Annotated in this window: 16 protein-coding genes; 1 reads left to right on the plus strand and 15 read right to left on the minus strand. The window is 34.6% G+C overall.

All coding sequences use genetic code 11. The annotated features are described in order from the left end of the window. Positions 1-12 precede the first annotated feature (12 nt). From JOC48_RS19790 to JOC48_RS19845, 12 genes are all read right to left on the minus strand, one after another. Positions 13-1,101: a glycosyltransferase gene (locus JOC48_RS19790; RefSeq protein ID WP_204502143.1), complete on the minus strand. Its 1,089-nt coding sequence runs from the start codon at positions 1,099-1,101 to the stop codon at positions 13-15. Continuing rightward, a complete protein-coding gene (locus JOC48_RS19795) occupies positions 1,098-2,180 on the minus strand; it encodes a glycosyltransferase family 4 protein (RefSeq protein ID WP_204502144.1) in 1,083 nt (360 codons plus the stop codon). The genes JOC48_RS19790 and JOC48_RS19795 overlap by 4 nt, the downstream gene beginning before the upstream one ends. Before the next feature lie 407 nt (positions 2,181-2,587). Next, a complete protein-coding gene (locus tag JOC48_RS19800) occupies positions 2,588-3,829 on the minus strand; it encodes a glycosyltransferase family 4 protein (RefSeq protein ID WP_204502145.1) in 1,242 nt (413 codons plus the stop codon). A 14-nt stretch (positions 3,830-3,843) separates the two neighbouring features. Continuing rightward, entirely contained in the window at positions 3,844-4,968 is a 1,125-nt protein-coding gene (locus JOC48_RS19805) for a glycosyltransferase (RefSeq protein ID WP_204502146.1), read from the minus strand. Positions 4,969-4,981: 13 nt separating this feature from the next. Next, positions 4,982-6,181 (minus strand): O-antigen ligase family protein, encoded by a 1,200-nt coding sequence (locus JOC48_RS21630; protein ID WP_338024355.1) that lies wholly within the window; start codon positions 6,179-6,181, stop codon positions 4,982-4,984. A 63-nt stretch (positions 6,182-6,244) separates the two neighbouring features. Continuing rightward, entirely contained in the window at positions 6,245-7,219 is a 975-nt protein-coding gene (gmd, locus tag JOC48_RS19815) for a GDP-mannose 4,6-dehydratase (protein ID WP_204502148.1), read from the minus strand. Positions 7,220-7,230: 11 nt separating this feature from the next. Next, complete coding sequence (gene fcl, locus JOC48_RS19820) at positions 7,231-8,181, minus strand: GDP-L-fucose synthase (RefSeq protein WP_204502149.1); 951 nt, start codon at positions 8,179-8,181, stop codon at positions 7,231-7,233. Between the two features lie 296 nt (positions 8,182-8,477). Then, positions 8,478-9,797, minus strand: coding sequence for a nucleotide sugar dehydrogenase (locus JOC48_RS19825; RefSeq protein ID WP_204502150.1), 1,320 nt, complete (start codon positions 9,795-9,797; stop codon positions 8,478-8,480). A 33-nt stretch (positions 9,798-9,830) separates the two neighbouring features. Beyond that, positions 9,831-10,496: a sugar transferase gene (locus JOC48_RS19830; protein WP_275580786.1), complete on the minus strand. Its 666-nt coding sequence runs from the start codon at positions 10,494-10,496 to the stop codon at positions 9,831-9,833. Between the two features lie 40 nt (positions 10,497-10,536). Further along, positions 10,537-11,421 carry a UTP--glucose-1-phosphate uridylyltransferase GalU gene (galU, locus tag JOC48_RS19835; protein WP_204502151.1) on the minus strand — a complete coding sequence of 295 codons (885 nt, stop codon included), beginning with the start codon at positions 11,419-11,421 and terminating at the stop codon, positions 10,537-10,539. Between the two features lie 971 nt (positions 11,422-12,392). Further along, positions 12,393-13,085: a CpsD/CapB family tyrosine-protein kinase gene (locus JOC48_RS19840; protein WP_204502152.1), complete on the minus strand. Its 693-nt coding sequence runs from the start codon at positions 13,083-13,085 to the stop codon at positions 12,393-12,395. Further along, positions 13,063-13,812: a YveK family protein gene (locus JOC48_RS19845; RefSeq protein WP_204502153.1), complete on the minus strand. Its 750-nt coding sequence runs from the start codon at positions 13,810-13,812 to the stop codon at positions 13,063-13,065. Before JOC48_RS19845 ends, JOC48_RS19840 begins: the two co-directional genes overlap by 23 nt. Before the next feature lie 415 nt (positions 13,813-14,227). On the opposite strand from JOC48_RS19845, the gene JOC48_RS21635 reads away from it, so the two are divergent. Continuing rightward, positions 14,228-14,362: a hypothetical protein gene (locus tag JOC48_RS21635; protein WP_275580784.1), complete on the plus strand. Its 135-nt coding sequence runs from the start codon at positions 14,228-14,230 to the stop codon at positions 14,360-14,362. On the opposite strand, the gene sda is transcribed toward JOC48_RS21635, so the two are convergent. The 3 genes from sda to JOC48_RS19860 all read right to left on the minus strand — a co-directional run bounded on the left by sda (position 14,352) and on the right by JOC48_RS19860 (position 20,313). Continuing rightward, positions 14,352-14,495, minus strand: coding sequence for a sporulation histidine kinase inhibitor Sda (gene sda / locus JOC48_RS19850; RefSeq protein WP_204502154.1), 144 nt, complete (start codon positions 14,493-14,495; stop codon positions 14,352-14,354). The two genes, JOC48_RS21635 and sda, sit on opposite strands and share 11 nt — an antisense overlap. A 362-nt stretch (positions 14,496-14,857) precedes the next feature. Next, on the minus strand, positions 14,858-19,486 hold the full coding sequence (locus tag JOC48_RS19855) for an AAA family ATPase (RefSeq protein WP_204502155.1): 4,629 nt from the start codon (positions 19,484-19,486) through the stop codon (positions 14,858-14,860). A 32-nt stretch (positions 19,487-19,518) separates the two neighbouring features. Then, positions 19,519-20,313 carry a hypothetical protein gene (locus tag JOC48_RS19860; RefSeq protein WP_204502156.1) on the minus strand — a complete coding sequence of 265 codons (795 nt, stop codon included), beginning with the start codon at positions 20,311-20,313 and terminating at the stop codon, positions 19,519-19,521. Between the last annotated feature and the right edge of the window lie 56 nt (positions 20,314-20,369).

A 20,369-nucleotide genomic window follows, 5' to 3' on the forward strand; every position in this document is an offset into this window, starting at 1 on the left:
TACACTAAAAATTCATTTTTGCTTACTAGTAGCATTTAATAGACTAAATTTGTCCCTATACAACAAATACAACGGTTGAAATCTATATCTTATAAAGAATAAAATATTATATACTACCACTAATAGTGTTGAAGACTTAGTGCCAATAACCAATTTAAACAACTTGTTCAGAAAACCTTTCGGATTCCAGGAGTTTAAATTTTTAATAACTATGGAATTTTTCATGAAATTTCTTCTAACATATTTTATTTTATCTTTGATACTAAGGTTACTATCTCTTCTATAAAGATTTAATAAACAAACTTTTATACAATTACAATATTCATTAAGCAACCAATTTGTATGTTTTTGGGTACTTAATTCAAAATGTTTAAATAAATAGTAAAGAGCTTTATTTCTCTTCTCCATTATCTCGAAAATATCTTTATGATATTTTCTGACTATGCTTGTTTCATCTCTATTCATATAATGATAATAGGCCTTATCTATTAAGCTTACAGACTCAGCATGTATAAAAGATTCAACATTAAATAGTAAATCTTGAGACGTGGTGGCATATTCCTTGAATACAATATCGTGTTTATTAATAACCTCAGATTTATATAACTTATTCCAAAGAACATCAAAATGATTATTTTCGCATAAATAAAAAATATCCATTCCTATAGTATTTTTGTTATAGGACAATGTATCTTTACCCAAAGTTTGAGTGACTGTTTTATTAGTTTTCGTATATTCCGTAACCCTTCCTGAAACTACAATATCAAGATTAAAACTGACAGCTCGTTCATATAACTCAATTAACATATTTTTATCAATATAATCATCAGCGTCAATAAAACTAATATATTGACCCTTAGCCATTCGTAAACCTAAGTTTCTTGCACTACTAACCCCACCGTTATCTTTGTGGAAAACTCTTATCCGATTATCTTTTTGTTCATATTGTTCAGCAACAGCTCCCGAATTATCAAAACTTCCGTCATTTACAAGGATAATTTCTATTTGATTCAATGTTTGACTAATAACACTCTCTAAACATTTGGTTAGGTATTTTTCTGCATTATATATTGGAATAATGACACTTACTTTTATGCTCAAATGTATCTAACCTCTTCCTTATTTAGAATTTCGGAAAATATATCTATGTGTCTTCTTGCCATATTCTCTACAGTATAATCTTTTATTTTTTCTAAGCTAGAAATACTCATATTTTTAGTTAGAACATCATTTTCTAGTACATACTTTATTCTTTCAATTAGTTCAGTATAATTGTCTACTTGAACTATAAAACCATTCTCGTTGTCTCTTACTAACTCTAATCCTGCAATACATTTATTTGTTGAAACGATTGGCAGACCAATTGCCATTGCTTCATTTATAACTAATCCCCATATATCTTCACGAGTTGGTAAAACAAAGACGTCTGAAGCCCTATAATATTTTGTTAATTCATTAAAGTTTATAAAGTCTAGAACTCTTACATTATTAATTGACAAGTTATTTAATATTTTTAAATACTCATCATTTTTAGGTCCTCCAATTAATACAAGTTCTGTATCATTGGGCATCTCCACCCATGAGCTGATAAGAGTTTCAAATCCTTTTCTATAAATAAATTGACCAACAGCTAATACCATTTTACTTGCATTTATGCCCAGTTCTTTACGCATTTCTAATTTTTCTTTATTAGAGACAGGTAAGTAATTAATGTGCTCTTGTCTAATGGACGTAAACGGATAAATATATATGTTATCGCTTTTTGCCCCATAATGTTCTAAATAACGGTTAGTCTCCACTCCTGTACTCAACCACCAATTTGCACTACCAATTAAATATCTTTTAATACGTCCAACAAAAAAGCTATCTTCTTTTATAAATCCACCATCCGAGCTAATTATAAAAGGTACACGTAACATTTTTAGTGTATTAATTGCAAGAATACCCGTTAATGAGCTGTATAAACCAACTATACAAAGATCAAATTCTCTTTTTTTTATCCATTTTACAATTGATGGACAAAATGCTGTATCTTTTCCAGTTTTTATACCTTTTAAGAAGATAGCCTCAAAGTTATGATTGGATTTACTAAACCATTGCCTTTTACGATCAGAAGCATTTTCACGTTCAAATAATACTGTTAAACTACAATATTTTCCAATCTCATTAAAAAATTCCATCCTGTATGGGGATGGAATATTAGTTATAAAAAGTATTTTCAATTTTAAGTCACCTCTAGTTTATAACATTCATTTGATTCTAGTATAGTCTCATGGACACAACTTAGTTAAGTTTCTATGGATTGGTTACACTATATAGAAGAAAGGTTGTGTCCCTATGGGAAACAACATACGGGCAAAAAATACAATGAATATTTCAAAAAAATGATTGTTGACCTTTATAATTCTGGAAGTTCAGCTAAAGACAGCTAGACTAATTTTTAGTCCTTACATTTCATACCGTTAGCATTTATAGTAAAACAGTTCGTGCGAGGCTTCATTTCAAGTCTCCTAATTTTAAGATTTATTCAGCTAGAAAATTAGTTTTTTTGTGTCATAAATATTGACCTAGATCCAATTTTATTAAACTAAACTGATTTAATTATGTCTCTGTATTTATTAATAGAAATTTCTTTCCTTAAGTGTCGCTCTAAGTAATATCTTCCATTCTTTCCAAGTACATTGAGTTCATTTTTATCCATATTATAGAATTTTAAAATAAGAGTTTTTATTTCCTCATAATTTTGCGGTTCAACAACGAATCCACACTGACTCTTATTTATAAGCCTTTCAGCTTCACTACCATTTTCAAGTACACCTAAAATTGGCTTACCTACTGCCATTACTCCATATATCTTACTAGGAACAGAAATCCCTTTTATACCTTTTTGATTTACAACTAAATGTATGTCTGCAATATTTAAAGAATATTTTATAAATTCTCTAGCTTGATAAGGTAAAAAAAGAACATTTTCAAGCCCATTATCATTGACAAATGTTAGAAGTTGACTTTTTATTGCACCCTCACCGATAAATACAAACATTATGTTTGAATAAGTACTAAATTCTTTAGTTATCTTAATTATATTTTCTAAATCGTAATACAGCCCTAAGTTTCCAGAATACATTACTATAAACTTGTTATTAAGTTTATAGTAATTTTTAAATTTTTTAATTACCTCATCATCATTACTTAAAGGTATAACAACTTTTTCATCAATCCAATTATTTATTACTGAATATGATGGTTTGTACCTTCCTTTAAACCTTTTAAGTAAGGTTTCGACCATATCTTCTCCTACAAGAACAATTTCATTTGCAAGTCTACAGTTTAGATTGTCAAGAAATCTTGCAAATCTTAAAATAAGTTTGTTACTTAAAAAGTTGATGATAGAAGCCTGTTCTGGATTAAAATCTTGAATGTTATATATATGCTTTGCTTTTAAAATGAATTTTCCGATTGTCCCAATTAATCCTCCTAAAATTGGAGGTTGAGAGATTGTATAAATAACATCAACATCTTTTTGTCTTATTAACATTAATATTGAAAGCAAAAAGTAAGTGGTAATATATTTTAATCGGCTAATTTTTTTGTTCTTATTTACACTTGGTAACTTGACTGAAATAACTTTTATATTTTGATAAAATTTAACGCTAATTTTTTTTGTATGATAATTATCTTCCCCTGCGTACCCTGGTTGAGCAGCTATCACTGTTATTTCATATTCATATTGAAGTTCTGAACAGAGATCAGTCATGAGTTGCCCAGTAGAAGCCAAATCAGGATAAAAATAATTAATTACAAATACAATTCTTTTCTTATTTTTCATTTTACCTACCCATTCTATATTATTTTCTCCATATTTTTTCCACTATGATATTCTGCTGTAAAACTCTTCTCAATGACCTCTATATAATTAAGATAACTTGATGTTTGAGATGGTTCATATGAGTCTATTTGCTTTTTTTCTTCATTGATATGAGAAATAAAACTGTTAATCGATAATTCTATAGACTGTATAGAAAGCGGGTTGAAATAATATGCTTTAGCCTTACAAACATCTCTTGCATATTCCCTGTCTGCAACAATTCTTGGTAATCCTAGTTGTTCTGCTTCAAGGAGTGGAAGTCCTAGTGTTTCAGTTAGTGAAGGAAAAACTAAAGCATCCATTAATTTGTAGAGGTTGTACATGTGATTATAATCAACTTTACCTATATATTTAATCGAATCCGTATCTGGTCCATCAATCGTTAAATATAGAGTAATTCTTCGTGAATTAGAACATTTTTTATTGTGCTCTTCAACAGACTTAATAAGTCGTCGATTATTTTTATATCGATCACGGTTTGTAGGATATATTAGTTTTATATTCTTATCAGACGCAATTTTCTTAAACCAGGCATTATTTATGTGTTCTTTATTAATAATTAATCTGCTATTTGGTCTTACTACCTCTATTCTTCTTTTGAATCCTAATTTTTCAATAGATTTTTTCATCCAATGCGTTTGGACGATTATATTATCAATAGATTTGCATTGTAACTTCAACAAATTCCTAAGTAAAACCCTATATTTAAAATAAATTTTGTAATCTATGTCTCCAAGTCTTAGATTTTCAAAGGGGAGAGGAGAATGTATTAGGACAACCTGTTTATATCGCCCCTTTTTTATGGAAGTGTTTTGTAGAGAAAGATAGACGTCATATCCCTCTTTAATCATGATCTCAGGTATAAAGACCCTCTCATAGTAATATTTGTGAAAAAAACTTTTCTTTGGAAGACAATCATATTTTACCACCAAATTATCACTGTTATAGTACTCCAATTCTTTTTTTGAAACTAAAACGTATAAGTGAATGTTTTTATCTTTTAAATATTGATTATTTTCCACCATGTCCCTTAAAAAATCTTGAGTAAGTGAGAGAGGTCCTCGATCATCATTTGCTGTTGCATTTACAAATATTTTCAATTCCTAACCTCCTTTACAGTACTTTTTCAACTAGACTTGACTGCTTTCTCAGATTCTTCACTTGCAAAAGCAACCCCATTACTAACCATAAAAGAAAATAAGAGGTTCCTGGACCAAATGGTGCAAACGGCTCTCCAAGTGACATTATCAACGCTCCTACTAATAATGCATAAATTAAATGGTTATATTTTAGGTTAACAGTATAGTTTTTTAGTAACAAGAAGATAAACAAGATTAATATAATAAAGTAAAAAATACCACCATAAAACAAAGTCCTTAACCACATATTGTGTACTCCTGCTTTAGATATAGGGTCATTAATAATATGTTCTACTCGAAAACTTGTACCAAATAAGGGATTTTTCATAAAATTTTCATACGCAACTTTAATACTAATTAATCTCCCGCTAGTTAAGTTGTCAGTGAAATTACTGTAATTAGCATACTGTATATAATCAAACCTAAACAATAAACTTATAAGGTTATTAAACCATTCACTATAGGCCGTAAATACTATGATTAAGCAGAACATAGAAAGATTTATTATAATCCCAATTAAACTATTCCATATCCTATTCATTTTAATTAAAAGTAAGAGCAATCCTGATACTAAGAAAGATAGAATTGCAGTTCTAGATTGTATAACTATTAATGAGATAGCCCCTATAAATAAGAAGATAAGACTATATATATTAAATCTATAATAAAAAAGTCTATAAATGATATAGATTAATGAAACTAATAAAAGTGGAGAAAAACTATTCTTTTCTGGATAAAAATAAATTCCAGTATTTAAAACAGCTTCAATTAAATTCCCATTATAATAAAAAGCAATAATACCTACTGAAAGTATTATTGTTATAATACTATGATGGTAGATAATACTATGCATTCTTCTTTCCTCAATATTATTAGAGAAAAATAATAAGAATACGAAAAAAGAAATAACTATAGACCTTATCTCCGAAAATGAAATATTATTATATATAATAAAATAAATTAAATGGAAACCCATTAATATTATTAGAATAAATATAATAGGAATGTTATTAAATAATATTCTAAAGTATTCTTTTATATTTAGTAGAATAAGAATAAATATTATTCCATAGATAATATAATTGCTTGAGTAACTAATAATAGGCGAATAAGAAAATAATATTGCACATCCTAATAAATATAAAAAGAATATCCTAATCATGTATATACTCATATATTTTAAGTCCCTTTTTAAATTTAAAAATTCACTAGTGAATTTCTATTAATTTATTACCTACTAATTAAACTGCAAGGATCTCCTCAACTTACCTAAATCTGAATCAACCATCATCTTTACTAATTGCTCAAAATCAACCTCTAACTCCCAATTTAATTTTTTTATTGCCTTGGAACAATCCCCTAACAATAAATCAACCTCTGCGGGCCTTGTGAAATTTTCATCTATTACTACATATTGCTTCCAGTCCAGACCAACATGTTCAAAAGCAATTTCGACTAGCTCTCTTACTGTATGCGTTTCACCTGTAGAAATAACATAATCGTCTGGGTCATCTTGCTGTAACATTAACCACATTGCTTTAACATAATCTCCTGCAAAACCCCAATCCCTTTTTGCATCTAAGTTACCTAATCTTAACTCATTTAATATACCCATTTTTATTCTAGCAACACCATCAGTTACTTTTCGAGTAACAAATTCCAACCCTCTTCTTGGAGATTCATGATTAAACAGAATACCTGAGCAGGCAAACATATTATAGCTCTCCCTATAATTAACTGTAATCCAGTGACCATACACTTTAGCTACCCCATACGGACTACGAGGATAAAAAGGGGTTGTCTCCTTCTGAGGAGTTTCAACTACCTTACCAAACATTTCAGAACTAGATGCTTGGTAGAATCGAACATCTGGCTTTATAAGCCTAGCAGCCTCCAACATATTGATTACACCCAATGCGGTAATATTGCTGGTTGCAATTGGCTGTGGCCAAGAGGTTGCTACAAAAGACTGTGCTGCAAGATTATAGATTTCATCTGGTTTAGACATCCTTATGGCTTCTATCAATGATGCTAGGTCTGTCAAATCACCTTCTATCCATACTATTCGGTCTTTAATATGCTCAACATTCTCATAATTTGGAGTACTTGTTCTCCTACGTAGTCCATATACTTCATATCCCTTAGAAAGCAGTAATTCGGCCAAATATGAACCATCTTGTCCTGTTACTCCTGTAACTAATGCTCTTTTCATAAGAATCTCCCCTATTTAGCAACAGTTGTTGCTTTATCAAAATTATTTTTGAACCATAAATAAGACTTATATAATCCTTCATCAAGTGATGTCTTCGCTTCCCACCCTAAGTTCTTTAATTTTGTTACGTCTACAAGTTTTCTAGGGGTTCCGTCTGGCTTAGAAGTATTAAAAACAATATCACCTTCATACCCAATAATACTCTTTACTTTTTCAGCTAGTTCTTTAATCGATATATCCATTCCAACACCTATATTTACAATCTCATTACCTGAATAGGTTTTCATCAAATAAATAACTGCATCAGCTAAGTCATCTGAGAATAAAAACTCTCTTCTTGGCAAACCTGTTCCCCATACCTCAACTCTAGGTTTATCTAATATTTTTGCTTCATGAAATTTCCTTATTAGAGCTGGTAAAACATGTGATTTCTCTAAATCGTAATTGTCATTTACCCCATAAAGATTAGTCGGCATTACGGATATATAATTAGTTCCATACTGACGATTGTAAGATTTACACATTTTAATACCAGCAATTTTTGCAATTGCATATGGTTCATTGGTTGCCTCAAGCTCCCCAGTTAACAGATATTCTTCTTTCAATGGTTGAGGGGCAAGCTTTGGATAAATACATGTGCTACCTAAAAAAAGAAGCTTTTCTACATGGTTCTGGTAGGAAGCTTCAATAACATTTGTTTGTATTAATATATTGTCTCGTATAAAATCTGCTGGGTATGCATTATTGGCAACAATTCCTCCAACTTTTGCTGCAGCCAAAAAAACATACTCAGGTTTTTCAACTTCAAAAAATTCATCTACTTGTTGCTTATTTGTTAAATCTAATTCCTTACTGGTTCTATAGACAATATTTTTATAACCTTTTTCCTTAAGCTTTCTGATAATAGCTGATCCGACTAAACCTTTATGACCTGCCACATAGATTTTTTTATCAAAATTCATTTATAATTCCACCTTTTTAAACAACCTTATACTCAATCAAATCCTTGAACTTTAATAAAGAATTAGGATTACTAGATAGATTACCATTTTGAATTGAGAATTACCCATCTCTTAATTCAGTAAAATTGTTCCATTATAACTTTCCCGAAACTATATATAATTCAACTCAGTATTTTTATATCTTACCTAAGGTTTAAAAGTTATCTAGGTCATACTAAACTTCTATTCATATTCAATAATTTTTTTGAATTGCCTTCAGTTTATACCTTATTGACTGCTTTCACTTTTATATAAGACTAAAGAAATACTTTTCTTCTAAGAACGGAAGGGCGGCCAACGGAATGGTACTCTACATTATACTTTTGTATTTCTCCCAGCTTAAAGCAATTTCTACCATCAATTACGATTGGGTCATTCATTAACAGGAAGACCTTTGGATCTAAATTTTTTACCTGATTCCATTCTGTTAAGATAAGTACCACATCACTGCCTCCTAATGCTTCCTCAATTGCATCTACATATTTTATCTCTTCTCGTAAAATATGTTTCGCATTATGAGCTGCAACTGGATCCCAAGCTACAACCTCTGCTCCATTCTCAACAAGGTATTCAGTGACAACAATTGATGCTGCTTCTCGCATATCATCAGTATCTGGTTTAAATGCTAAGCCTAGAACTGCAACTTTCTTTCCATGAATAGACATAAAAAGATCATGTAACTTATCTAAAATCAGTCTCTGTTGTTTTTTATTTACTTCAACTACGCCTTTAAGTAGTTCAAAGTCATAATGGACATTTCCAGCAATTTGTATGAGTGCCTTCGTATCCTTCGGAAAACAAGAACCACCATATCCAATACCAGCATTTAAAAATTGATTTCCAATTCGTTTATCAAGTCCCATTCCAGTCGCAACTTCCTCAACATTGGCGCCAACTCGTTCGCAAATATTAGAAATTTCATTAATAAAACTGATCTTTGTTGCTAAGAAGGCATTGGACGCATATTTAATCATCTCAGCACTTCTTATGTCTGTCTTATATACTGGAACTCCAAATGGCTTATTAATCTCTTCAATGATAGTAGAAGCTTCATCGCTATCAGCTCCTATCACGATTCGATCACCCTGAAAGGAATCACGTATAGCCGAACCTTCTTTTAAAAATTCTGGATTAGAAACAACTTCAATTTTGACATCCATTTTTAAATGGAAATCAATAATCTGTTTAATCTTATGGTTTGTACCAACTGGAACTGTACTTTTGGTAACAACGATTGTGTCTTTATTTACGTAGTGTGCAATATCTAATGCAACTTGCTCTACAAAAGCCAAGTTAGCTGATCCATCCTCATTCTCTGGTGTACCAACTGCAATGTATATTACATCCGGATTTTTAAACCCCTTTAGAAAATCTGTAGTAAAAAACAAACGATTTTCATCCATATTATCTAACATCATTTTCTCCAAACCAGGTTCATAAATTGGCGAAATCCCTTTTTTCAACGTTTCAATCTTAGCTTGATCTATATCGATACAAGTTACGGTATGTCCAATTTCTGAAAGACTAACACCAGTTACAAGACCAACATAACCAGTGCCTACAACTGAAATTTTCACTTACATTCCCCCAATCTCAAAGAATTAAACACATTAAAAAGCTCCTTTTCTTAAAAAAACTACTAAAAACGTTTGAACCAGTATCTTTACATCTAAATAAAAGGACTGGTTATAAACATAGTATAATTCTAAATCAACTCGCTCCGGATAACCCACTTCACTTCGTCCACTGACTTGCCAGTAACCTGTCACTCCTGGTTTTGCTGATAAAAATTCGTACGACCTAGAACCATACTCTTTTAACTCTTCCTCAACTATTGGTCTAGGGCCCACTAGACTCATATCCCCTTTTAAAACATTAATTAATTGAGGTAATTCATCTAAACTTGTTTTTCTTAGAAATCTACCAAGTTTTGTAATCCTTGGATCTTCTTCAGGTTCTAACTTATAATTATTGTCCAAGTACTTTTGATAAAGAACCTGATTTTTTTTCAATTTTTCATCAGCGTTTACCACCATTGATCTAAATTTATATATATTGAATAATTGACCGTTTTTACCGTATCTTTGTTGTTTAAAAAGTAATGGACCTTTCGAATCCCCAAACATATAGAAAACAGAAACAATTAAAAATACCGGAAACGTAAGAAATAAAGCCAACATTGCTACAAAAATGTCCATTGTTCGCTTTACAAATAGATAAAATTTTGAGACATCCTCAATTTCTCTTACATCAAAACTGCTTTTCGATCTTGACAGGTATGCAGATTTAACTTCTGTACTAGGTTTACTCACCTAATCACCTTCCTACCAATGATTCATTAAGAATCTCTTGTAAATATTCGAACACTTCTTCCTTTATCTCCTTATTCTGTAAAGCAAACTCAATCGTCGTCTTCACAAACCCTAATTTCTCCCCAACGTCAAATCGTTTGCCTTCAAAGTCATAAGCAAATACTCGTTGGATTTGATTTAAATGTTGAATCGCATCTGTTAATTGAATTTCTCCACCTGCACCAACTTCTTGCTTGTCCAAGAATCTAAAAATTTCTGGTGTGAAAATATAACGTCCCATAATCGCTAAGTTTGATGGTGCCATTCCAGGGTCTGGTTTTTCAACAAAGCGATCGACTTGATAACGGCGTCCTTCATTGCCACTTGGATCAATAATTCCGTAACGGTGTGTTTCATTTTCTGGAACCTGTTGGACACCGATAATCGAAGCTTGTGTTTGCTCATACTGATCAATTAATTGCTTTAAGCAAGGAACATCACTTTGAACGATGTCATCACCAAGTAACACTGCAAATGGCTCATCGCCAATAAAATTACGAGCACTCCATACTGCATGTCCTAATCCTTTTGGATGTCTTTGTCTTATGTAGTGAATGTCCGCTAAGTTAGAGGAATACTCTACCTTTGCCAATAAATCTAACTTTCCTTTTTCCGCTAGACTGCGTTCTAATTCCGGCGAGTTATCAAAGTGATCCTCGATGGCGCGCTTTCCTTTACCAGTAACAATGATGATATCTTCAATTCCTGATGCTACTGCTTCTTCGACGATATATTGAATGGTTGGCTTGTCTACGATTGGGAGCATCTCTTTCGGCATCGCTTTCGTTGCTGGTAAAAATCTTGTCCCGAGACCAGCTGCTGGGATAATTGCTTTTTTAACTTGTTTCATAATTTTTCTTCCTCCTTGAAAATATAATGAAGTAAGTAAATAGCTAATGGAACGATACAACCGTTGTCATACCGTTTCACTAACTATTTAAAAACAAAATAGTTAATAATTTATGTACATGGGCATTTAACCCAACCTCACATCACACTATTGCAGACGAGCGCTAAGGTTCTGGATTTTTATCCAACCCACAGCGTGATCGAGTGTCTCCATTGATAGTGGTAAGGAGACATCACCAAATATATTGTCGAAATCTTCAGTAAATTATTTGTATAAATGCTTTACATCTTATCTCATTCACCGAATTTCGTTTTAATCGATGAATCGTACTTTTTACTTTATTCCTTAAACTTTTTCACTAGATTTGTAGCTTCTTGTTAGATGATGATGAAAGCACTAACTTTTTTACCAGTTAGGTCATATCCTCTTCACGAATAAGTCATCATCATGATTACGTTGTATTACTTCCTTTGACTTATTTATATCAAAGGAAAAGTTATAAACCATATATCCAAAGTTATAGAAAGCGCTTTTTTTCTAAAAATTTCTATTATTTTTTTAAAAATTTATCGATTTCACGTTAGAAAAACTAACATTTGCTATCAAATGGCAGATGATTTTTTAAAATTTACTCATTCATAAATGGCTAATGTTACTTCTGGGAAAAATGACTCATAAATAAAAAAAGGAACAAAAGCGCAAGCGCCCTGGTAGCGACGTATGGACTGGGACTGCGGTTACTCGTCCCACCGAAAACATTTGGACTGAACCGCAGGAGATAAAGGAAACATGCCCCTTCATAGGGGTATCCCGACGTTGGGCTCAGGAGCCCCGTTTTAGTCGGCCTTCCTTAAGTTAGAACCTATGTTGACTTATCGTACGGAGGTGAGGTAAGTCTCACTAGTCGCTGGGCGATGGAGCTAGACAGCAATAAAAATCCCCTGCCATTTCAGCAGGGGATTCTCCACTCATTATTTTTTCTTCGCATAATAGTAAAAGTTCGAATTCTTTTTCTCTCGATCATTCAGTATGGTACCTAGTAATTTCGTATTCACACTCTTTAATAAATCAATTGTTTTTTGAGTTGCTCGATACTCTGTAAACTTACTTCTTAGCACTAAGATGGTTCCTTCACAAAAGCCGCCTAGAACCTGGGCATCTGATACTGCCAACACTGGTGATGTATCAAAAATAACTAAATCATAGTTTTCTTTTGCTTCCTCTATAAATTCCTCCATCGCTTTTGAACCTAATAATTCAGATGGATTCGGAGGAATTGGTCCACAGGTTAACAAGTCTAATTGATTCATTCCTGTTTCATAGACTGATTCTTGCAAGGTTTGATTTCCCGCTAAAATATTGCTTAATCCTTGCTCATTCGTTTTCCTGAATCGCAAATGCAACGCAGGCTTACGCATGTCCGCATCTACAATGAGAACCTTTTTTCCTTGTTGCGCAAAGACAACTGCAAGATTTGCCGCTGTCATTGTTTTTCCTTCTCCGGGACCAGGTGATGTGACCATGATTGTCTTTGTGTTTCTATCAATTGAAGCAAATTGAATATTGGTCCGAATCGTTCGATACTGTTCCGCAATCACTGACTTCGGATTACTTCTTGCAATTAATGTCGTTATACCATCACTAGACTGTTTTCTTTTCAGCATCAGATATTACACCTCTTCCTCGTTTTCTCTGTGCATAATTAAACTCTTCCTTCAACACAACACCCTTGTTATCCACGTGGGAGACAACTCCTAATACAGGAATATCTAAATATTTCTGAATATCGTCTTCCGATTTTATCGTGTTATCTAAATACTCTAATAAGAATGCTAAACCAACACCTACCATTGCCCCTAGTACTAATGCGATCGCAATATTAAGTAATGGGTTCGGACTTACTTGCCCTGCTACGGTAGCTTCTGACAAGACATTGACATTATCGACATTCATAATCGTAGGAATTTCTTCTTGGAAAACCGTAACAATCGTGTTTGCAATCGTGATTGCCTGTGCTGGGTTTGTATCTCGAGCTGTTACAGTAACAACCTGTGATTCCTGTGCACTAGACACCCCAATGTTACCCGGTGTAATTTCTGTCCCTAGCTGTTCCGATACCATGTCTAATATACGAGGACTTTTAATAATGACATTATACGTATTAATCAATTCAACATTGGTACGAATTTGTCCTAAGTCATACATCAATTGTTCTGGAGCGTTTTCCTTCTGATTAACGATAAACTGTGAGCTAGATTGATAGGTTGGCGTTAATAGATAATAACTAACGAATCCACTAATTAATGCTGCTCCAATCGTAAGCGATAGGATGAGTAGCATCCGCTTTTTCAACACTTCAAATATTTCCCTTAACGAAACTGTTTCTTCCATCTTTGTCCCTCCATTTTCCTTTCCATTCTTTAGTACTTTATTGAAAACAAATCATGACTTTTTGTACGCTGTCATTGTGAAAAGTTTTCAATCAACTTGTTTTTAGTTATACACCAAGGCTAGGAATACACACATATATCAAAAGTTATAGGAGGGTTAGAAAGCTCGAGATTGATAGAATTTTGCGGGGATAAAAAAGGCAAATAAAAAAAGCAGGATGACAAAAAGGCATCCCACTTTTGTAACAGTAATTAAAAAAATACTACGCTCTATTATCATTTTAGACATAAAAAACACACCCCAATGGATGCGAATTATTAAGTCTATGTTAAAAAAACCATAACTGATTGTAAATAATAGGTAACTTTTATATAATTACCCACAAATACTTGGAAACACAAAGGAGCTTTGAATATTGAAAACGAGAATAGATAACTTCTACCTACTATTAAAAACAGAAGCTGAGGAATCGCTAAACCGCATTCTAAACGATAAGGAACGAGATTTCCTAAAATGGATTGCTGCTAAATATAACGATTCTATTCGTTGATTTTTACAGTTAGACCTCTGTATTTTATTTCTTCTTTAAGTAACTCAACAAAATCCGTTTCTAAATCCAGCTCAATTGATTTTTTATAGGAATCAATTAATAATTCATCACATAATGCTTCAAAAGCATTCATTTTAACCATCCTCTATCAAAATCATTCAAAATCTTCCAAACAACGTGTTCTATTTTCCTATAAAACAAATCCTAAATCAAGTTATTTTTTCTATTAATTAAAATAAAACTATTTTCCTATATTTTAACAAATAAAGGTATCTCATAACAATACTTTATCCCTATATGACTAACTTTTATTTCCAAGTCATTCAATAAGGCGACCTGAGCTTCGTTTCCATACGCTTTTGTCCTTCAACATGTCTCCCCGATTACTTCCAATCGTCATCGATATATTCCACGCTGAGCAATAGCTCGTATTAACATAAAAAAATAAGCCTGGTCTGCCCAATACATTACAAACCAAGCTTATCATTACGATATTTACACGTTATCAATCAATTTTAATTCCTTTGCCTTGAACACTGCTTTCGTTCGACGGTTTACATCTAATTTCGAAAAGATGTTATGATTATGAACTTTTACAGTTCCAACCTTTAGTCCTAACGTGCGGGCAATTTCTTGATTCGAAAGACCTGCTGCCATCAGGTTGATAATTTCTAATTCGCGCTCAGTCAGTTCATCTAAGATCATCATGTCTGGATTTGGTTCTTCTTCCTCGATGGTCGTGACATTCGTCTGATTCGCTTCCTTCACATCAAACGTTTCCATTAACTTCGTCACGAACATCGCCTGTGTACCTAAATATTTAATGACATTTGCTTGTTCCTCTGAGAACAGGTTAGCAATCCAGCGATTTTCCAAGTAAAGAATCCCTTTGAATTGTCCCTGGAATAGGATTGGTAAACAAAGCACCGATCTTGGCATTTGTTTTCGCATATAACTGTCCTGCTGGTATGTCTGATGATGCAGCATATCATCAATCAAAATCATTTTTTTCGTACGATCGACAAACCGAACAATTTGCTGCGGCACCTCGGCGGATTCCTCCAGCCGCTCAGCAAGCAGAGAGAATTCTGTTGTTCCTTTCACAATCGAAGTAACGATGATGGCGTTGTCCTCTTTCGTAAATAGCACGGCTTTTTCTGCGAGTGATTCACGCTTGATCGAGAACATCAATTCCTTTAACGAATGGTTAAAATCCATATCCGATGATAATGACTCAGACGCTTTCATAATATTGGCCAAATTATTGATGGGATATGCTTCGAGTTCAGCCTGAGCGAATGCATCATCATCTGTATGTTCCAATAACGCTTCTTGTTTTTCGGTTGGAAAATATTCTGAATACGTCTCACGAATGGCTTTGGCCTTTGGCCTTGCCCCCCATTTTGTATAGGCTAGCACTGCTTCTTCCAAGTAGTTTTGAATCATGCTGGATTTTCCTTGTTCTAGATAGAATTGAGCAGCTAACTCATAAGTAATGGCTAGATTTTGATCGTAATGGCTTTTCTTTGCCGACTTGATCGCCTGCTCATATAGCAGCTCTGCTTTTTCAGGAAAATCCTGCATGGTTGCATATTCTGCACGGAGCAGCCATTCTCTATGCTCAAAAGCAACAGGATTATGCTGACGCCAAATCGAGAATTTCCGTAATATTTTTGCCATTTCCCTCAATAAATGCTTCTGCTCATCTCCTTCAAAGGATTGCCAGGCCTTTAAAATCGATAGCGCTTTATAAAAGAGATACTCTCCATAGTGAGAAAGATAGCTATTATGGTCCAGATAGTCTTCCGCCTTGAGCGCATAGTTTACCGCTGATTGATATTCCCCATTAATATAATGGATTTGCAATTTATACGTTAAATATTGAAAGATAAGACCTTTTCCACGATCTTTTTTCCTGACCGTATCGATAAAGCTATCCTCATCAAACGAAGAATCGTTCAATGTCAAGCGATCATTGGTTAAGCCTTGTAGGCATCGCGCAAATTGAATGTTCGCGTAGACGCTGTTTTGCAAGAAATGGTCATTGGTTTGATCGAGTATATCTAGATAATTTTTATTCGTCTCGATGATAGCATCTAACGACTGCCATGGGTAGACCATGTTGATATGCTTGCCGACCGCCATATTTGTCGTAATAAGATCCCCAACGCTTAACCCCAAGTCAATCGCTTTCTTCACATATTCCTCACCCTGCTGGACGTCCTTATACCATGAACAAATAACACCGCCAAAGATGATATAAACCTTACATTGAACAGACGGAATCGCCTGCTGGTCCGCTAACTCCACCGCTATTTTTCCAATTTCGTAGCTTTTATCAAACTCTTCCAGCCCCGCACATAAAAACAATCCATATCTCGCATAAATGGTCGGTGCATCCTCTATTTTTCCGTGCTGCATGATTAATTCCATCAGCTTATTTACGATTAAAACAAATACGCTTCGATTCTGAAAAAAGGCAGGCAGCATTAATTGAACCATGATATTCATTGCCTGTTTCATGTCTTCATTCGTTGCATCTGGAAGATTTCTTAATGCTTCAAACCCGTTCGGAAAAAGCTGTCTCGTTCGTCGAATCGCCTCTTTTAACTCGGTATTGTCTGGTGCGAGTGGCAATTTCACACCGACCTGCGCAACACTAAAGATCCCCATTTCAATCGCCTCTTTATACTTCTCCTGGCTAATTAACTGGGTAATTTTTTGCCGGTAAACGAGCGCACTCTCTCGCCAGCCTTTTGCCATTTGTAACAGATCAGCATTAATAGCATCCGCAACTTCAAAATTCCCGCAAAGGTACTCGACATTGGAAACCTCTAAAAAGAGCTGATAGCAAAAATCATAGGCGTTCGTCCATTTTTCCTGATCGATAAATTGAATCGCATGCCGGTAATAATATTTTGCATTATGATAGGCTGCAGCACTTTTTGCTTTTTGAGCTGCACGATAATTCAGCGTTAATAATTTTTCTTGCTCTTCGGCTTCTGTAATCAGATGCATCCCTTTGTTATAATGATTGACTGCTTTAAACAAAATATTGTCCGTGCTTTTATCCGTACTTAATACTGTACCGAGAAATCGGCCAATTTTTAAATGAATTGCTTGCTTTTCGCTGTCACGAACGAACGCGTAGGCCATTTGCTGAATTTGATTATGAAAAAATTGATAACGCTTCTTCCCTCTTGCTAAGTCTGGAGACAAAATCAATCCTTCCTGCTGGGCAAGCACCAAGCCCTCTTGAACATCTTTGGCTGGCAGCGTCGAAAACCGGTTCAGGTCATTTTCATAAAACGCATACCCAAGACAGGCTGCAACCTTCAACACTTCGATTAGCTTTGGTGGTGATTGATCAATTTTTTCCATCATGTACTCGATGATTTGATCGTGGTCTTTTACTCCTTGAATCGCAATTTCGTCCCAATTCCATTTTTGCGATACGGAATCAAAATGAATCCATTGCTCGGATTGAATTAATTGCAGCAGCTGCTTCATGTACAATGGATTTCCTGCTGTTTTTCGATAGATTAATTGAGCTAGCCCTTTACTTTCTGGTAAACTGCTTTCAAGCGTATCTGCGATAAATTGCTCCACTTCCGTAATAGACAAATGCGAGGTGTCAATTTCCGTCGTTTTTACTCCAAATTGATCCATCTGTTTCAATCGATGATAAACTAAGTCAAAAGCCGCGAATTCATTTTTTCTACACGAACCAATAACCATAAACCGGTGGCTGTTCGGATTCGTTAATAACGAATAGACAAGCTTTAGCGATGCATAGTCTGCCCAATGAATGTCATCAAGGAACAGCACTAACGGATGGTTCACATTTGCAAATACTTGGACAAATTGGTTAAACACTTGGATAAAACGGTTGGCAGATTCCGCATCAGAAACAACCTCAACTGGCGGCTGTTCACCGATTAGAGCAGCTAATTCCGGAATCACATCGGTTAAAATTCGACCATTGTTACCGACTGCATCCTGGATATTGTTCTTCCACTCCTCCACTTGTTCATCGCTTTGCATTAAAATTTGCGTGACAATATCGCGAAATGCTTCTACTAATGAATAATACGGAATTTTTTGCTGCATTTGATCAAATTTCCCGCACCCAATGTATGCTCGGTGTTGAACCATCGACCGAAATTGATTTTTTACCAACGTTGTTTTTCCAATCCCAGCTGGTCCACTCACAAAAACGAGTTCGGCCGATCCAAAAGCTGCTCGTTGAAACACATCATACAATGCCTTCATTTCTGTTTCTCTTCCATAAAAAGCCGTTGGAATCGAGAAATCCCCATCAAAGGAGCCTAACGATAATCGGAATGGCTGAATATTCCCATTCTCACTTAACTCCTTCCAGCAGATTAACAAATCCTTGGCAAGGTGCTGTGTACATTGGTACCGTTTATCAGGGTCTTTGTTCAAAAGCGTTAAAATAATTTTACTAACCATCTTGGGAATGGTCCGGTTCATCCGTGTTAACGGGACCGGCTCGACAGCGATATGATTGTGCCTCCAATCCTTCTCTTCATTTCCCGGGAAAGGCGTTTTCCCATTCGTAAACAGTTCATATAACAGCAAGCCAAATTTGTATAAATCCGAACGAAGATCATAGTCCTTTCCTTTATGTACGAGTGCCTCCGGTGCTTGATACTTCTCTTTGTTTCGTTCGTCAAAATAAGGTACAGGTAATATTTTTACGGTTTTATCGTTTGCTAGGATAAGTTGATCGAGAATAATGGTTAGATGTCGTTTGTTTTGCTGATGAAATTCATAGAAGGTGTCCACTAACTGAATGGCAATCCCTAGTATATCTGTCGTCGATAGCTCCTTATTTTTTAAAATTTGTCTCAAGGATCTGCCGTCCGTATCATTGAAAACCATACTGTCACCGTGAACAGATAAAGGACTCCATACATTAGGTAAGCGAAATCGAAGGTGTTGTTGAAGCTCTTTTTTTAATTGAAGTGACTTGTATTCCGAATTCCCTGGTGCCCGCCGCAATAGTACATTTTTGCCGGTTGATGTGTGAAGCGCTTTCAAATACTCGAAATCGCTAATCCTCCACGTTGGTTCAACCTCTTGATACTCATTCTGACCCATTTTAATACCCCTTCCCCCTGTTAAAATGATACCTAGTACTTTTTTCTTATGATATAGCATATATTACCAAAGTTATACAATTTTGAAAACGTTTTTACACAAATTTTTGTCAACTTTTTACAATGTGTAAACCGTTGGTACATAAGGGGTTCCGCGTATTTTGTTGGTTGTTGTTGAGGTTTGTCGAAGAAGAGTGAATTGGGTGGATTTTCTGCGGCGTGGTGATTGGGAATTTCGGTGGAGATGAGAGGAAATAATGGGACGGTGCGCGTGAATGGTGCTGGGGTGAGAGTAAATTCGGGTGCGGTGCGCATATATGGAGCTAGAGTGAGAGTAAATTCCGGATTCGTGCGCATAAACAGTGCTAGAATGAGAGTAAATCCAGATTCCGTGCGCATAAACTCCGCTTGATTGAGAGTAAATTCCGGATTCGTGCGCATATACATCGCTAGAATGAGAGTAAATCCAGATTCCGTGCGCATAAACGCTGCTTGAATGAGAGTAAATCTAGCATCCGTGCGCATAAACGGCGCTAGAATGAGAGTAAATCCAGCATCCGTGCGCATAAAATCTGCTTGAATGAGAAAAAATACCGGATCCGTGCGCATAAACGCTGCTAGAGTGAGAATAAATCCAGATTCCGTGCGCATAAACAGTGCTAGAATGAGAGTAGATTCCGGGGCTGTGCGCATAATCACCGCTTGAATGAGAGTAAATTCCGGATTCGTGCGCATAATCACCGCTTGAATGAGAGTAAATCCAGATTCCGTGCGCATAAACATCGCTAGAAGATAAAGTCCATATAATTGTGTAAAAAGAAAGGTCATCATCATGACCCCATGTTACAATGTTTTCGACCAAGAAAATAGTAAATGGAGGTAAT

The sequence above is a fragment of the Aquibacillus albus genome, assembly GCF_016908325.1.
Taxonomy (GTDB): Bacteria; Bacillota; Bacilli; order Bacillales; family Amphibacillaceae; genus Aquibacillus_A; species Aquibacillus_A albus.

Excerpts from the sequence above, each read along its gene's own strand:
- JOC48_RS19795 (WP_204502144.1), bottom strand. The coding sequence starts at position 2,180 with ATGGAATTTTTTAATGAGATTGGAAAATATTGTAGTTTAACAGTATTA.
- JOC48_RS19800 (WP_204502145.1), bottom strand. The coding sequence starts at position 3,829 with ATGAAAAATAAGAAAAGAATTGTATTTGTAATTAATTATTTTTATCCT.
- JOC48_RS21630 (WP_338024355.1), bottom strand. The coding sequence starts at position 6,181 with ATGAGTATATACATGATTAGGATATTCTTTTTATATTTATTAGGATGT.
- gmd (WP_204502148.1), bottom strand. The coding sequence starts at position 7,219 with ATGAAAAGAGCATTAGTTACAGGAGTAACAGGACAAGATGGTTCATAT.
- fcl (WP_204502149.1), bottom strand. The coding sequence starts at position 8,181 with ATGAATTTTGATAAAAAAATCTATGTGGCAGGTCATAAAGGTTTAGTC.
- galU (WP_204502151.1), bottom strand. The coding sequence starts at position 11,421 with ATGAAACAAGTTAAAAAAGCAATTATCCCAGCAGCTGGTCTCGGGACA.
- JOC48_RS19840 (WP_204502152.1), bottom strand. The coding sequence starts at position 13,085 with ATGCTGAAAAGAAAACAGTCTAGTGATGGTATAACGACATTAATTGCA.
- JOC48_RS19845 (WP_204502153.1), bottom strand. The coding sequence starts at position 13,812 with ATGGAAGAAACAGTTTCGTTAAGGGAAATATTTGAAGTGTTGAAAAAG.
- sda (WP_204502154.1), bottom strand. The coding sequence starts at position 14,495 with ATGAATGCTTTTGAAGCATTATGTGATGAATTATTAATTGATTCCTAT.
- JOC48_RS19855 (WP_204502155.1), bottom strand. The coding sequence starts at position 19,486 with ATGGGTCAGAATGAGTATCAAGAGGTTGAACCAACGTGGAGGATTAGC.
- JOC48_RS19860 (WP_204502156.1), bottom strand. The coding sequence starts at position 20,313 with ATGACCTTTCTTTTTACACAATTATATGGACTTTATCTTCTAGCGATG.